The 15,281-nt window shown below is 37.4% G+C and carries 15 protein-coding genes; all 15 read left to right on the top strand.

All coding sequences use genetic code 11. The features are described 5' to 3' along the window. The first annotated feature begins 13 nt into the window (after positions 1-13). Complete coding sequence (locus ACYQ1I_RS11265) at positions 14-1,072, top strand: radical SAM/SPASM domain-containing protein (protein ID WP_459765387.1); 1,059 nt, start codon at positions 14-16, stop codon at positions 1,070-1,072. A 2-nt stretch (positions 1,073-1,074) separates the two neighbouring features. After that, a complete protein-coding gene (locus ACYQ1I_RS11260) occupies positions 1,075-1,365 on the top strand; it encodes a PqqD family protein (protein WP_459765385.1) in 291 nt (96 codons plus the stop codon). Between the two features lie 18 nt (positions 1,366-1,383). Then, complete coding sequence (locus ACYQ1I_RS11255; RefSeq protein ID WP_459765384.1) at positions 1,384-2,328, top strand: radical SAM protein; 945 nt, start codon at positions 1,384-1,386, stop codon at positions 2,326-2,328. Positions 2,329-2,346: 18 nt separating this feature from the next. Beyond that, a complete protein-coding gene (locus ACYQ1I_RS11250; RefSeq protein ID WP_459765382.1) occupies positions 2,347-3,708 on the top strand; it encodes a B12-binding domain-containing radical SAM protein in 1,362 nt (453 codons plus the stop codon). Positions 3,709-3,739: 31 nt separating this feature from the next. Further along, positions 3,740-5,497, top strand: coding sequence for an ABC transporter ATP-binding protein (locus ACYQ1I_RS11245; protein WP_459765380.1), 1,758 nt, complete (start codon positions 3,740-3,742; stop codon positions 5,495-5,497). Between the two features lie 15 nt (positions 5,498-5,512). After that, positions 5,513-7,612: a cobalamin-dependent protein gene (locus ACYQ1I_RS11240; protein ID WP_459765377.1), complete on the top strand. Its 2,100-nt coding sequence runs from the start codon at positions 5,513-5,515 to the stop codon at positions 7,610-7,612. Between the two features lie 23 nt (positions 7,613-7,635). Then, complete coding sequence (locus ACYQ1I_RS11235) at positions 7,636-8,121, top strand: GNAT family N-acetyltransferase (RefSeq protein WP_459765375.1); 486 nt, start codon at positions 7,636-7,638, stop codon at positions 8,119-8,121. A 27-nt stretch (positions 8,122-8,148) separates the two neighbouring features. Continuing rightward, a complete protein-coding gene (locus tag ACYQ1I_RS11230; RefSeq protein WP_459765373.1) occupies positions 8,149-9,426 on the top strand; it encodes a M16 family metallopeptidase in 1,278 nt (425 codons plus the stop codon). A 95-nt stretch (positions 9,427-9,521) separates the two neighbouring features. Next, positions 9,522-10,787: an EF-P 5-aminopentanol modification-associated protein YfmH gene (yfmH, locus tag ACYQ1I_RS11225; RefSeq protein ID WP_459765371.1), complete on the top strand. Its 1,266-nt coding sequence runs from the start codon at positions 9,522-9,524 to the stop codon at positions 10,785-10,787. A gap of 55 nt (positions 10,788-10,842) precedes the next feature. Continuing rightward, the gene (locus tag ACYQ1I_RS11220) at positions 10,843-11,562 is read left to right on the top strand and encodes an ABC transporter ATP-binding protein (protein ID WP_459765369.1); all 720 of its coding nucleotides are present in this window, start codon (positions 10,843-10,845) and stop codon (positions 11,560-11,562) included. Beyond that, positions 11,555-11,980 carry a hypothetical protein gene (locus ACYQ1I_RS11215; protein WP_459765367.1) on the top strand — a complete coding sequence of 142 codons (426 nt, stop codon included), beginning with the start codon at positions 11,555-11,557 and terminating at the stop codon, positions 11,978-11,980. The genes ACYQ1I_RS11220 and ACYQ1I_RS11215 overlap by 8 nt, the downstream gene beginning before the upstream one ends. Next, on the top strand, positions 11,955-13,154 hold the full coding sequence (locus ACYQ1I_RS11210; protein ID WP_459765365.1) for a hypothetical protein: 1,200 nt from the start codon (positions 11,955-11,957) through the stop codon (positions 13,152-13,154). The genes ACYQ1I_RS11215 and ACYQ1I_RS11210 overlap by 26 nt, the downstream gene beginning before the upstream one ends. 283 nt (positions 13,155-13,437) lie before the next feature. Beyond that, positions 13,438-13,860 (top strand): hypothetical protein, encoded by a 423-nt coding sequence (locus ACYQ1I_RS11205; RefSeq protein ID WP_459765363.1) that lies wholly within the window; start codon positions 13,438-13,440, stop codon positions 13,858-13,860. A 314-nt stretch (positions 13,861-14,174) separates the two neighbouring features. Next, positions 14,175-14,462, top strand: a complete 288-nt coding sequence (locus tag ACYQ1I_RS11200; RefSeq protein WP_459765361.1) for a nucleotidyltransferase domain-containing protein — start codon at positions 14,175-14,177, stop codon at positions 14,460-14,462. Then, positions 14,455-14,841, top strand: coding sequence for a nucleotidyltransferase substrate binding protein (locus ACYQ1I_RS11195; protein ID WP_459761520.1), 387 nt, complete (start codon positions 14,455-14,457; stop codon positions 14,839-14,841). The genes ACYQ1I_RS11200 and ACYQ1I_RS11195 overlap by 8 nt, the downstream gene beginning before the upstream one ends. Positions 14,842-15,281: the final 440 nt, after the last annotated feature.

Genomic DNA, 15,281 nt, shown 5'->3' with positions numbered 1-15,281 from the left:
AAGGAAGGTTAAAATGACGTTAAAATCCCGAAATGGTTTGATTCAGGTATATTCAGATAACAACTATTATGCAAAGGATATTATGGATTTAAACGATAATGCCATAGAACAATTTAGAAAAGCTAAGGAAAAACAGCTGTTTCCCAAATATCTGGCCTCTCCTATGATGTTAATTTGGGAAATTACAGCCAAGTGTCCGCAAAATTGTATTTACTGCTATAACAATTCACCCAGGCAGGTCGATGAGTTAAGCTCCAGGCAGTTGTTTGATGTGGCAGATCAATTAATTGAATCTAAGCTGTTTAATATTTGTGTCACCGGCGGGGAACCCACCATGAGGCCCGAGTACTTTGATTTAATCAGGTATTTAAGATTGGCAGGCATCAATGTAGGAACAGTGGTTAGCGGAGCCAATTTAAACAAACAAAAAGCACAGAAGATTGCAGCCAGTGTCAATACCGTTCAGGTGAGTCTTGATGGCTCCACAGCAGAAATTCATGATTCCATTAGAAGGAGAAAAGGCTCTTATGATGAGGCGATTAATGCCATTAAGCTATTTGTTGATTTAGGCATGTACGTGCATGTTGCCTTTGCAGCCAATCGTCATAATGCAGACGACTTTGAACGGGTCTATGAGCTTTGCTATGAATTAGGGGCAGCGGCATTGAGAACGCAAAAGCTTGGTATTTCTGGCAGGGCTAAGGAGGATACAGACCAGGTGAGGCCCACAGACGAGCAATACAATAGAATACTAGACTTAATTAAGCATAATGATAATAAAAAATTAAAGATAGAGTACGGAGATCCCACAGTACATATTAAATCGGGTCGGGAGCTGGATATAACTACAATGGCCAGAATTACCGCAGAAGGCAATTTAGGCTTATCTCCATATTTAGAAATTTATTTTGGCAACTTGAAAACAGAGTCTTATCAGGATATTTGGAAACGGATGAGAAATGGATGGGTACACCCTACTGTTGTTGATATTTTAAATCGTGATGTGGTCATTAAGGATGGAGAAATACTTGATAATACTGAAGGAAAAATTTTCATTAAGGAGGTTATTTGAATATGGAAGGCAGCTTGTATCCAAAAGTTTTGGGAATCAGATGGCGATGGGATGGTGATACGGGAGACTATATTACCTACTTAAACCCTAAACTAGGAAATATCAATATATTAAATCCTGTAGCCGCTACCATTTTCAAGCTGTGTGACGGCAAAACATCTGTGAATGATATCGTAGAGAAATTATATCAAGAATACGACGCCCCCAGTGTCGATATTATTCGAAAAGATGTAGAGGATTTTCTGAATTTTATGAGTAAAAATCAAATTATCAAGCTCCTGGCAGATAGCTGATTGAATGGGGGGCTTACGATGAATCTATTTGCTTCGCCCGCCCTTGTGGAGTGGGAAATCACCAGGGCTTGTACCCGCTCCTGCGAATTCTGCTATAATTGTTCCTCCAATCATTTAACACCGAAATTAGAGGAAAGGGAAGTCCTTTATATTGCAGAAAAAATTGCGGATTGCAACCCATTAATTGTCAATATTACCGGGGGAGAGCCCCTGATGTATGGCGATACCCTGGTCAAGGCAATGGAAGTATTTAAACGTAAAAATATATTTGTAAAATTAAGTACCAATTGCGATTTAATCAGAGAAGCTGCCGGAATGAAAGCAGCAGCCTTAAGCAGCAGTTTGGTGCTGCCCATAACCGATAAATTGAACCAGCTAATTGGAGAGAAGTCTTATAAAAATATCCTTCATACCCTTACTGCCTTTCGGGACAAGCCCGTAGAAATTAATTTACTTCTCAATGGTAAGAGCAAGGAGCAACTGCCGGAAATACTTCAAAGTCTCAAAGACTATTCTAATATTGAACAAATTACCTTAATACCGATTATGAATGTTAATGAAAAGGCCCTTAAAGCTCTTCAGCTTTCAAAATCAGATTTAAATGACGTTATGGTTGATACTTCAGAGTATAAGAAAAAATACCAACAGAATTTTAGAATATTTGTAAGGGATGATAATACCGATGTAAAAAATCTAATCAATAAGAAGCAACCCTATTACTCAGTGTATGTTAAAGAAAAGGGCAATACAATTCTCAATCAATGGCTGCAGATTTCTGGCGGCAACATTTTAGACCATGACCTGAAGGAAATCTGGAATAACCACATGAAAAACTTTTGGTTTCACGGGGATATCAGACAAAAATTCAGAGAATTTAAGTATTATGGTCAGCAGGAATTTCTTTACCTTACCAATTATGAAATAGAAGTAAGCATGGATGAATTTATTAAGAAAGCCATATAGAAGAAGGCGGGGGGAACAATGAAGATCTTAATTACATTTCCTACAGTAACCATAGGTGGCAGCTTCACTAAAGGAATTAATAATCAAACATCGACTGCAATTTATCTATTGGGAGAAATTTTGAAACAGCACGGATATGAGGTAAAAATAGTAGACCCTTATTACTATCATCAATTCGATATGTTAGAGGATATTGAACGACTGGCAATGGACCTGCTGCACGATGTCGATCTGGTCGCTCTTTCCTCTAATTCCTTCAACTGGTATTCAACCGCAATGGTTATTGAGGCAATTCGCAGCGTCAGCAAGGATATTCCCATTATTCTGGGTGGCGTTCATCCTTCCGAGCTGGATTCCTACGTATTGAAAAAGACTGGTGCGAACATTGTTATACGAGGCGAAGGTGAAAAGAAATTGCCCGAAGTGATCAATACCATTAAAGATCAAGGTCTGAGGGGTTTGGAGAAAATACGGGGAATTACGTTTAAAGACAAGATGGGTAATGTTGTTAGAAATCCCGATGAGGCACCAATGACAGAAGCAGAATATAACGAGGTGGTGTTTCCTAATTTTGAAGCTTTACCCGATAAGGTATATATCGGAATTCCCTGTGAAACCTCAAGGGGATGTCTGTATAATTGTGCCTTTTGTGGAATTCCCCACAAAAAAAGCTGGAAGAGCCTAACTGCAGAGAAGGCCTTTAAAAAGATGAAGGAGACCGTAGCATGGGCTGAAAAAAAATGCGTTAAGCCAATTATTTTTATTGCTGATGATTGCTTTTCTGCCAATAAGTCCAGAATGTTAAGCATTTTTGAAGGTATGAGAGAGGATCAAGACAGCTATAGCTGTTTTTTTGAAGGCAGGCTAGGAGATTTAGCAGATCAGGAAATTATGGAGGCTTTACCGGCCAATAAGATATTCAGATTTCTATTGGGAATTGAATCGGGCTATAATGAAGGGCTAAGGCTGGTACGAAAGGGCTATACAACCGATGTCATAGAGAACATACTTAAAAAATACAAGTATCATGATATCGTTGATTCCCTATTCTGTACCTATATTGTAGGTTTGCCGTGGGAAACAGAAAAGGAGTGTATTAAAACCGTTCAATTTGCAGCAAATCTCTATGAAGAATATGGAATTAAAAGTAATATAAGCTGGTGGAGCCCCATACCCTCTGATTTATGGAGACGAAGGAGGGATTTTAATATTCAGGTTGATGAATCCCTTTATGATCAGGCTAAATGGTATGGCCTGGACTTACAGGCCAACAGCTTTTTTCAAAAGACACATCCTAATTTGGGAAATGATGGATATGACAAGGTCAATAATCTAATCAACCTGTATTATTCCAGGGGCATCATGATTTTAGACCGATAGCTTAATTTTGATTGGATAAGGGGGGGGTTACATGTTTCGCTTAAAGGAGGATCGTAGGATTATTAAATGGCTGCTTTCACTATTTAAGCCATATAGCCGTAAACTGATTATTGTGATTGTATGTGTAATGGCCTCGGCAGGCATTAATATATTACTTCCCTTGGTCAGCAGAGAATTAATGGACAACGGTTTATTGAAGTCAGATATTGTTGCTGTAATTCGACTTGCAGCACTCACTATATCTTTAGTGGTGATTGATCAAGGAATTGGACTGTTAGAGACAAAATACAGGGCTTATATTAGCAGCATGCTGCCGTATAATCTAAGGAATCAGGCCTTTAAGCATTTGCTTAAATTAAAAATATCATATTTTAATCAAAAGAACTTTGCAGAAACCTTAAATACCATTGAAGCAGATGTGGCAAATATTTCTAAGATTTCAGACAGAAGCATGTTCTTTGTCGTCACCAGTATTTTTAAAATGCTGGGTGGCGTTATTGGCTTGACAATCATTGATTGGAGGCTAACCCTATTAATTCTATTGATTATTCCCTTTCGTTTTTTCATTGTTAAATACCTTTCAAAGAAAAGACGGGCACTATATATTCAATATATGCAGTCTAACCGTGAATACTCAGCCTGGTTTGGTGATACGGTGGGCGGCATAAAGGAAATAAAGCTATGGGGTATCGATGGAATTAAAATAGGTGAGTTTGTGAAGAAGCAAAGAAATATCGTAAAGCTCAATATTAAAATGGCCTTTATGGATAAAATGAATGAACTGTCTGAAATGCTGATTCACCAGATTATTATTAATACATTAACGGTAATGGGGGCGTTATTGGCCTTCAATTATGATCTTACCATAGGGGGCGTGTTCGCCTTCATTACCTTTAGTGTATATGTAACACAACCTATATCGGCCATCTTAAATGTGGCCTATAGCTTTTCCAGTATATTGCCCTCTGCAAAAAGACATCTGGCCTTTTTAACAATAGAACAAGAAGCGTCACAGGCAGAATATAAGGAAATTGGTGCAGAAATAGGAGGGAATATAAAATTTGAAAATGTCAGTTTTGCCTATGATCAAGGGGAGACTGTTCTGAAGGATATCAGCTTTGAAATAAAAGGGGGAGAAAAAGTAGCGATTATTGGTGCCAATGGATCTGGCAAGACAACCATTATCAACCTGCTGCTGAGGTTTTATCAGCCTTTAGAGGGGCGAATTTTGCTGGATGGACTGGATATTAAAGAAATTAACCTTAAAGACTACCGAAAAATGATTGGCGTTGTCAATCAAGAGGTTTATTTATTTAATACCAGTATCAAAAAAAATATTGCGTTGTTTTCTTCATTAGATGCTTCAAAAATAGAAAGGGCTGCCCGGGAAAGTGGAGCAGAGGGATTCATTGACTTACTACCCCATGGCTACGAGAGTATAACCGGCAGAAATGGAGCACAGCTTTCCGGTGGAGAAAGGCAAAAGATTGCAGTTGCCAGGGCCCTGGCCCGGAATTCTAAAATTTTAATTTTTGATGAAGCCACGTCTAACTATGACCTGGAATCGGAAAATTATTTAAACAATATTCTGGCCACTGGAATAAAAAATAAGACGATGATTCTGATCACCCATAAAACTGAGGTACTAAAACACGTGGATCGGATACTACTGATAGAGGCGGGTACTGTTATAGAGGTTGGAAGCTATGATGCCCTAAAGAAAAATTATAAAAAATATATGGAAAGCCTCAATCAAATTACCGGAAAAGTAAATAAGGTAATATCGTAGAACACTAAATTTTAAATGAAAAAGGTGGTAAATTTGAATAAGAACAATAAAAAGGTATATCTGTTTCACTGCAGTAGGTACAACGATATTACTCCCATTATCACCATGGGACTTTGGGGACTTGCAGATTACCTGACCAAAAATGATTTTGATACAAAAATTATTCATACCAAGGTTGAGGAGGATATAAAGGGTACCTTTGATTTGGCGGAATACCTACAGGATTCCCCACTGGCAATAGGGTTTTCTGCCCACTGGTTTCCAATGTTGAAGGAATGTCTGGATATTGCCAGGGAAATCAAGAAAATAAATCCCCAGATATATATTTTTATGGGTGGGTACACAGCCAGCTTTTATGCCCAGGAGCTTATTGAAACGTATTGCTATATTGATGCAGTAATAAAGGGGGATGGCGAGATCCCGACTTTGATGCTGCTCAAGGCCATTGAAGAAAATAAACCTACCCTAGACAAAATACCAAATCTAATATGGCGAAATAATGGCATCTGCACTGTAAATGATGTTTATTATGTAAGCTGTTATCAAGACCTTAAAGGGATAGAGTACGGAAACTTCAGCCGATACCTATATCAATACGAGGCAGCTAAAAACAGTCAATATTTTGCCCTTAATATGGGCTTTATCGGCAGTTTTCCAATATCAGACTTCAAGATGGGAAAGACCTTTTTTTTGCTTACGGGTAAGGGGTGCAGTGTAGACTGTCTCTTTTGTGGTGGCGGAAAAAAGGCGCAAAAAATACTAAATTATCGAGACGAATGTATGTATATGGATGATGATCATATTATCAAAACGATTAAGCAAGCAATGGCCCATGGCTACAGGGATTTCTACGTATGCTTTGATCCGAATCCGACAAAGCCAAGGTATACTGGCTGGCTAAGGAAAATTCAAGAAGAAAAGCTTGATATCAATATCATTTATGGTTTTTGGGGCTTGCCCTCACAGGAAGTGATTACCAAATTTAAGCGAACGACTGCCAACCTTATTTTTGAAATTTCGCCTGAAACGATTTCTGAAAAAGTTAGAAGAAAGGTCAGGGGCTTTTATTTTTCAAATGAAGAGCTCTATCAAACCATTGAAAGGCTCCAGCAGGAAGAAATCTATACCTGGGTGTATTTTTCTTATCCCTTGCCCTATGAAACAGAGGATGATGTAGAGGAAAACAGAAAGGCCTTCTGGAAGCTGAACAGCGAATATGCCCATTATATTGAAGCCTTTTATTTGAGGCTTTCATCAGATCCAGCTTCACCATTATTCTGTCAGCCTGAACAATATGATTCCTCCCTTACCATCGACAGTTTGTCAAGCTATTTAGAAAAGAGTCTGACTGAAAAGGATGGCAATATCACGGTACATCGTATCCATTCCATACCGGAGGAAAAACAAAAAATTCTATTTAAAAAGGTGTTTTTAGATAATGAGCTAAAGAACATATTCAAATACGCTCTGAAATACTTGGTAATGGCCTTTGGTACAGTGACGGAATTTATGCAATTTATAGATGGATTTTATGAATATAGTGGCTTAATGAATTCACCCCAGCGGATTGCCCATAATGAAAGATTTGTTTTAAAGCTACTCAAAGAATATGCCGGGGTTTATCAAAGGAAGGGCTTTGGAGTAAAGGAATTTCTTTCTGAGTTGCTGGATTATCTGCTGGTACAGTTTGAAATGCTGGAGGAGGTAAGGGAAGAGGCTGCTGAAAAGGGTACTGTAGTCAATATTTTACACAATAGACCCTTTTTAAAGCCTAATTATCGAGTCATCAAGCTCCAATATGATTTTGTCAGCCTGCATAAAAGCTTGATTTTAGAAAAAAAGCTGGAAGAACCCAAGAAATTAGAGAAAGAAAAAATGTATCTATATGCCAAGGTAGACGGCGAAACAAGCCTACTTGAAATCAATGAAACCCTATATGCTATTTTAAATTTATCCTTTGGAAATGAATTACTGAACACGAAGGAAGTGGCAGAACTAATTTCTCGGGAATATACCGATGATTATACTGAAAAGGCCTATATCGTCAATGATCTAATTACTTCAATGAAACAGCTTTATCAAAAAGGGGTTATTGATTTTAAACAGGCAAACTAATAAAAGGTAAGGGGGTAATTTAAATGGAAGTTCGAGTGTACCAGGCTGATGAGGAAATGGCAGAGGAAATAAGTCAACTGATTGCTTCTGCCGCTGGGGAAGAAATACCTCAAGCAGCTGCAATGATGTATGGTAGAGGAGATATAGTAAGGGAGCGTCTGAAAAGAGGGGTGGAAATTATCTTTTATGCTGCCTCCCAGGAAGGAATGGTAGGCATAATCGGGGCCCTGGCCAATAAAATGACCGATCCAGAAAATGATAGTCTTTCTGTGACAACCTTTTATGTAAAGCCCCAGGATGGAAGGGCAGAAATAGAGTCCCAGCTCCTTACCCAATTAATTGAATACGGAAAAGACAAGGGCATGATAAAAATTTCTGTTGCAGTACCTGGTGAAAATATTGATAGGCAGGTGCTAATGATTAGACATTTATTTAAACAAGAGGGCTACCTGCGTCATGCCAGAAGGAAAAACCATGATCTTGTTTTATATGGAATGATATTTGAATAGAAGGACTATATCGAAGGAATGGTGAAAATGAATAAGGTTGAAGCAGCAGAAGGGATGAAAAAAATATACGCTGTAAATGGAATCGATGTGTTTCATATGTACAGCACCAGGTTTAAAACCAACTCAGTTAATTTATTTATGCTGGATAATTTGGATCGACAGCGGGTTTTTAAAAATGCCATTGTATCTGGAATTTTAACTAAGGGAAGCCATATGTATCCTTCCGCAGGGGCAGTTGAAGAATTGAAGGAGGATTTGATGATAACAGGCCTGGGGAGTAAAATCACAAGGAAGGGAGAATATCAAATCATACAGTTTTATGCTGAATATATTTCAGATCAATATATGGGAACCAATAGCTTTGAAGACGTGTTTTCCTTCCTGTATCAATTTTTACAAGGGCCTTTGCTTGAAAATAACATGCTGCCGGAAGGAGATTTGCTTCAGGAAATTAATAACCTGAAACACTTTGCTGAGGGTAAAATGCAAAAAAAATCAGCCTATGCCATTAGCCGATGTCTGGAGGAAATGTGTAAGGAGGAGGCCTTCAGCCTTGGGGAATATAATCATATAGCGGACTTAAATCATTTGAATAGGCCAATCATTCATCGGCATTATGAGGATATGATGACCTCATTACCAATCTGTATAATAGTCATTGGTGATATGGAGGAGGAAGCAGTCATAAGGGCCATGGATGTTTTTAAAAGTCACCCAGAAAAAAAACCAGTGGTTTTGAATAAAACCAACAAGGAAATTAAGTTTCCTAAAAAAATCATTGAAAGAACAAGCTTAAGCCAGGAACGACTGGCTCTGGGTTATCGAACCAATATTATCAGAAGTGATTCCGACCACTATGCTATGCTGGTATATAACAGTATTCTTGGGGGCGGTCTATATTCCAGGCTCTTTGAAAATCTAAGGCAAAAAATGGGTTTGGTGTATGATGCCTTTTCCTTTTATGAGGAATTTAAAGGTCTTCAGGTGATTAGCAGTGGCACAGATATTGGCAGGGCAGACGAGGTGACAGAAGCAATTTTGAAGCAGGTTGAGCAGATTAAGGAAGGAAGCATTACTGATGAGGAGCTGAACATAAGCCTACAAAGCCTGACAGCGGATTTTAATTCCTTTAAAGATAAACAGTTTACGATTATTGACTATTATTTAAAGCAGTATTTGGCAGGTACACTGGACGATATCGATACTTATATTGAGAAAATAAACAGCGTAACCAAGGAAGCGGTGGTGAGGGCTTCCCAGAAAATTAAGCTGGACACTATTTATCAGCTAAGGGCTGAAGTCTAGTACCTTGTATCACCTGAAAATAAGATGTTAAGCATTCAAAGAGATAAGCAGTCATTTTAGGTGATACAGGGACTGGGCCTTTGGAGGGATTTTAAATGAAGATCAGTAAACTTTATTACCCGGAAATTAAAGAGGAGCTTTACGTCATCGACAACGATGCTTTAAAGATCCATGTGATTCCTCAAAAAGGTTATGGTACGTGCCACTTTACCTGGAGCATCCGCTACGGCTCGGTATACGATTCCCTTACCATAGGGGATGCTCCCAATGGTACTGCTCATTTTTTGGAGCATATTCTATTTAAGGGTAAAAATAGAAACCTCATTTCAAGATTTGCAGAAATGGGCTGCTTTGCCAACGCCCTGACGGATTTCAGTCATACCAGCTTTTTTTTGAAGTGTACTAAATTTCAGTTAAAACAATGTATTGAGGCCTTCATAGACCATATTTTCAACCCAGACTTCAGCAACGAAGCCATTGTTACAGAAAGAAAAATAATAGAGCACGAGATTATGTTGTATCATGATAAGGCAGAGCGCAGGGTCTTTTATAATTTATTGAAGGGGCTATATAGAGATCACCCGATTAATTCAGATATACTGGGGTCAAAGGACAGCATTGCCAGGATTAATTCGCAGGAGCTTGAAAGGGTCTATAAGCGCTTTTATCAGCCCGCAAATATGATGTTGCTGATTATTGGCGATATTGATATAAATGAAATAATCAATTTAATAGATAGAAGATTTCAATTCAATGACACTGCCATTTGCAATCCATTGACAGGCCTTTCCTGGGAAAAGGAAATTAATCTAAATAGGATAGAGGTTACTATGGAAATTTCTGAGCCGATAATTAATTTAGGCTTTAAGATTGATGTTGAAAAAATACAGTTAAAATCAATGATACAGGAGGAAACGATAGTAATATTTATACTTGAAATGCTGACGGGAGAAAAGTCGCCCTTGCAACAGGCTTTAATAAATAATAATATAATAAGTAAGAAATTGGATTTTAATGTTCTAATGGATGAAGGCTATGGGCTTTCGTATATTGAAGCAAAATCAAAGTTTACCAATCAATTAATTGAAAAATTCCTTGAAAAAGTTGCGGAATTTGATAAAGCTGAGCTAGATGAAAATCGTCTTGAAAGGATTAAGCGTCTATACGCCAGGGATTTTTTTAAAGCAGTCAATTCTACGGATTGGCTATGTCAGATTTTTCCCTATACCTGCTTTAAGGGTGTAACAGTATTTGATTTTTTTCAAATATATCGAAGTATTTCCATAGATGACATTCGTCGTGGATTTAATCAGTATTTTAATTTAGATTATTTTGCAGCATCTATTATTAGTTCTCATTGATTGGTTTAGCTTAAAGGGACATAGTAGGACAGAGTACAACAAAGGGGTGTAAATTATGTTGGTTGTTAAAAATGTATCAAAAGTCTACGCTAATAACAAAAAAGCCGTAGATAACTTGGATTTAGAAATACAAAAAGGAGAAATCATCGGCTTTATTGGGCCAAACGGGGCGGGCAAAACTACAACCATTAGAATGATTACTGGAATTATTGCTCCAACAGAGGGAACAATTGAAATAAACGGTAAAGATATAGCCAGGGAGCCCGTTGAGGCAAAAAAGAACTTTACCTTTGTTCCAGATCATCCTACTATTTTTGATGCCATAAAGGGAATTGATTATTTAAACTTTATCGCCGATATGTATGAGGTAGACCTTAAGCAAAGAAAAGAGCAAATCGAAAAATATACAAGGGCCTTCCTTATCTATGATGCCCTTGGTCAAACCATTAATTCCTATTCCCACGGTATGAAGCAAAAGCTGTTAATATCAGGGGCCCTGTTGCCCAATCCCAACCTTTTTATTCTTGACGAGCCCATGGTAGGGCTAGATCCCCATTCAGCTAAAATATTAAAGGACATTATGCGGGAACACTGTGAAAGGGGCGGAACGGTGTTTTTCTCATCCCATGTACTTGAAGTAGTTGAAAATCTTTGCCATCGGGTGGCAATTATACATCGGGGCAAGCTCATTGCCTGTGATACGCTGGAAAATATTAAAAAGAGCAGCAGTGCTACCTTAGAAGAAATTTTTCTGGAGATGACGAAGGATGAATAAATTTGTATCGTTGACTAAAATACAGGTTTTAGATTTTTTTAGTAAATATACGCAACAGTTAAATGTAAAAAACAAGTACTTGGGTATATTGGTTATGTTTATACCGGTTCTTTTGCTTCTACCAGCCGCTCAATTGGTTTTAGAGCTGTATCATACCTTTTTAATGGTGGGGTTTCCAGAGCTGACGATTACTTACATGTACATAGCCAACACCATTCTAATTGTTTTTACCAGTATTCCCCTTATTATTTCGATATTCTTTTATGCTAAGGATTTAAGACTCATTGCAACCCTGCCGATTAGGGAGGATACCATTGTTTTTTCCAAGCTGGCATCGATTTATATTTATCTTTTGGTTATTTCCTGCTTTTTTTTTAGGTACCTCAATTGTATTGTACGGAACCATAGGAGGCCTTAAGGTTGTAAGCTTGTTAGTGGGGATCTTAGCCCTGTTGATTTCTCCCTTAGTACCCATGATCATTGCTACAATTGTTCTGCTACCCTTTATGTCTGTAATAGGCAGCGGAAAGCGAAGAAATTTAATGGTTGTGGTGGGAAATTTAATTTTGATCGGGGCTATTATTTTAATACAGATGATGTCTAGCAATATACAAATGAGGCCTGAGGAGCTTAATCATTTGCTGCTTCAGCAAGATGGCCCGTTAATGGCCATTGGCCGTCGTTTTCCTCCAAGTATTTGGCTAACCAAAACGATAGAGGGATCAATGCTTCATGGACTGTTGTTTATCGTCTTCAATTTAGTGTTGCTATGGATTTTAAGGGGCCTTGCCAAGATGTTGTATAATCGGGCATTGATGAAATTCAATCAGGAGGGGGCTCCTGCTGTCAGAGGAAAGCTGTATTATAAAAGCAAAAGTAAGGGATTCCAAATGGTAAGAAGACATATCAATATTATCCTGGGCAATCCTATATTTTTCTTAAATACGGTGCTGACCATATTTGTACCCATATTAATGTTTGTCATTGTACTGTTTACCGGCGAGGTTGGAATGGATATTTTCAAATCTGAGGCCCTGGCCCCCTATCGACTCTTTATTTATACGGCGGTAATCACAACTCCGGCTATTTTAGGAAGTCTGTCGGCCACTGTCATTACAAGGGAGGGAAAGGCATTTTGGGAAACCAAGGTGCTACCCGTCAGTGCCAAAGACAATATTAGGTATCGAATCTACTCTACCTTAGTGATAAAGCTGATGGGTTCTTTAATTCTGGGTATATTGGTATTATTCGTTATACCGATAGATTTAACTTCAATTTTAATTGCAATAGCCTTTTGCATTACGGCAACGCTGTTCTTTTCAAGCATCGACATGATTATTAATATCGAAAGGCCATTTTTAAATTGGACTAATCCTACAGCGGCAGTCAAGAATAATCTGAATATCTTACTTTCTCTTTTAATTAGAATGATTGTAGGTTTTTTCGGCTACGGATTAGTAAAACTCTTGGGGGGGTGGCAGGTCAGCAGCATCATATTAATTTTAAGTGGGTTACTGTTTGTATTTTATATCATAACACGCTATGTAATTTATGAAATGTATGTAGAAAAATTCATTGATATAGCCCCTTAATACTTGGGCGTGTCTGAAAACCCACTCAAGGGCATCTTTCACCGCTTTTTTGTCCCACGCAGCGTTGCTTTTCCTTGACGTACTCCTGGTATGCCTTCAAAAAAGCGCCTTGCTTGGAATAAAAATTCAGTAAAATTTGCACCCTTCGGAGTATTCAGACACACCCTAAAGACTTTGTTGAGGCACATGACGGAAATTATGACTTATTTCAAATTATCAAAGTACATAATTTCCCATGTGTCATAAAATGTCATAAAAAAATAGGGAATAGGAGAGATGATCAATGTTAAAAAGCTCTAATGGTAAAAATAATTTATCCAAGGTCAAGATGATTGTTTCTATTGTAGTTGTGTTGGGCTTGGCAGTAGTCTTTTTTTTAGGTACTCGGGAAAGTCAAGTTACGCATGAGAATAATGTCTTAGAAATAGGCGGCATGTATGGCATAACCATTCAAACCGATTCGATAGAAGCGGTGACATTAAGGGAAGAGATACCCACCGTAAGAAATAAGATCAATGCTCTATCAATGTTCAGCCTTAAAAAAGGTACCTTTAGAATGGATGAAATTGAAAGGGCAAGGCTGTTTTTACACTCAGGAAATGGGCCCTATATACAAATTACCACCGACGAAGAAATTATCATTATTAACTATAAAAATCCTGAAAAAACACGATCGGTTTATGAAGAGATTAAAGATTTAAATTAACGGGTATGTAGAGTGAAAAATAGCTGGTGTATATTTTTGAAAAGCCGCAGGCTTAATTAAGCATATTTTGTAGACCTTCAGTGAAGGGTTCAATAACCATTTACTGAAGGTTATTTCTTTAGATGAGGAGCATGACGGCGGCTGCGTGCTCTTTAGTAAGGAAGATGAGATAAAGAAGCTAAGGGAGCCGATTTAATGGTTCACCAATTTTATTATTGGCAAGAATCCTGTCGTGTACTTTCATTTGTCATAGCAGAATTTATATGCTAATATAGTGGCATATACCATATTAAAGAAAAAGAAGGTTGCAAATAATGATGAAGGAAGATATTTTACGACAAATCAGAGAAATTGCAATTAAATATAAGGTGGAGAAAATTCTGTTGTTTGGCTCCCGGGCAAGAGGAGACCATTCTTCCGACAGCGATTATGATATTGCCGTCTTTGGGGCTAATCTATCAGATATTGACAGGGCGCTGTTCTGTGCTGATATAGAGGAAATTAATACATTGAAAAAAATAGATGTTGTATTTATAAGAGAGCATACAGATAAATTATTGGTAAGAAGTATTCAGGAAGAGGGTGTGACGATCTATGAATAAGTTAGACAATAAATTGTTTAATTTTAAGAACGCATTGGCAAGATTAAAGGAAGCCGTCGACCAATATAAGCTCCATAACAGCAGCATTATTCGTGACGGGCTTATACAAAGATTTGAATTTACCTATGAGCTTTCCTGGAAAACCACTAAGGTATATCTTGAAAATTTAGGGATTGCAGATAAAAATTCACCCAAAGCAGTTATTAAAGAGGCCTACGCCCAGGGGCTCATTAGTAATGAAGAAAACTGGCTCCTTATGTTAAATGATAGAAATATGACCTCCCATATTTATCAAGAAACCATGGCTGTGGAAATCGCTGAAAGAATCGTAGATATCTATGTTAGTGAATTTCAAATGCTTTTAAGTAAAATTCAATAGAAATTACAAAACAACCTTTGGTGAATTCTTTAAAGAAATTTTTCTAGGGGTTGTTTTTGATTAGAATAAACATTTTCTAAATGATTATTTACCCTAAATTCTCTCATCTAAAATATGAATAAGTCTAAAATCATAATAAAATTTTTTCAAAAATTGGTTGATTTGGAAAAAAGAGCATGATATCCTAATGTTGAAAGATATGGTAGAATCTTTACGGATTTTATAAAGCAAAATATAACGAAATAAAAAGCATGTAGAAATAAAATAACTAATTATGTCTGAAGTAAATAATACTAAAGAAGATAGATGGGAGGAGGTAGTATATTTAGTTAATTAGTTTAGCAGTATTACAAAATATTATGGAAAGGAGAATAAAAAAATGACTAAAAGGATAGCCATAATGTTGTTAGCAGGTGCAATAGCTTTATCTGGAATAACCA

The sequence above is a fragment of the Alkaliphilus crotonatoxidans genome (assembly GCF_054658015.1).
This window is presented reverse-complemented; position numbering and strand designations above follow the sequence as displayed.

Coding starts and splice junctions, on each gene's coding strand:
- ACYQ1I_RS11265 (WP_459765387.1), top strand. CDS start 14: ATGACGTTAAAATCCCGAAATGGTTTGATTCAGGTATATTCAGATAAC.
- ACYQ1I_RS11260 (WP_459765385.1), top strand. CDS start 1,075: ATGGAAGGCAGCTTGTATCCAAAAGTTTTGGGAATCAGATGGCGATGG.
- ACYQ1I_RS11255 (WP_459765384.1), top strand. CDS start 1,384: ATGAATCTATTTGCTTCGCCCGCCCTTGTGGAGTGGGAAATCACCAGG.
- ACYQ1I_RS11250 (WP_459765382.1), top strand. CDS start 2,347: ATGAAGATCTTAATTACATTTCCTACAGTAACCATAGGTGGCAGCTTC.
- ACYQ1I_RS11245 (WP_459765380.1), top strand. CDS start 3,740: ATGTTTCGCTTAAAGGAGGATCGTAGGATTATTAAATGGCTGCTTTCA.
- ACYQ1I_RS11240 (WP_459765377.1), top strand. CDS start 5,513: ATGAAAAAGGTGGTAAATTTGAATAAGAACAATAAAAAGGTATATCTG.
- ACYQ1I_RS11235 (WP_459765375.1), top strand. CDS start 7,636: ATGGAAGTTCGAGTGTACCAGGCTGATGAGGAAATGGCAGAGGAAATA.
- ACYQ1I_RS11230 (WP_459765373.1), top strand. CDS start 8,149: ATGAATAAGGTTGAAGCAGCAGAAGGGATGAAAAAAATATACGCTGTA.
- yfmH (WP_459765371.1), top strand. CDS start 9,522: ATGAAGATCAGTAAACTTTATTACCCGGAAATTAAAGAGGAGCTTTAC.
- ACYQ1I_RS11220 (WP_459765369.1), top strand. CDS start 10,843: ATGTTGGTTGTTAAAAATGTATCAAAAGTCTACGCTAATAACAAAAAA.
- ACYQ1I_RS11215 (WP_459765367.1), top strand. CDS start 11,555: ATGAATAAATTTGTATCGTTGACTAAAATACAGGTTTTAGATTTTTTT.
- ACYQ1I_RS11205 (WP_459765363.1), top strand. CDS start 13,438: ATGTTAAAAAGCTCTAATGGTAAAAATAATTTATCCAAGGTCAAGATG.
- ACYQ1I_RS11200 (WP_459765361.1), top strand. CDS start 14,175: ATGATGAAGGAAGATATTTTACGACAAATCAGAGAAATTGCAATTAAA.
- ACYQ1I_RS11195 (WP_459761520.1), top strand. CDS start 14,455: ATGAATAAGTTAGACAATAAATTGTTTAATTTTAAGAACGCATTGGCA.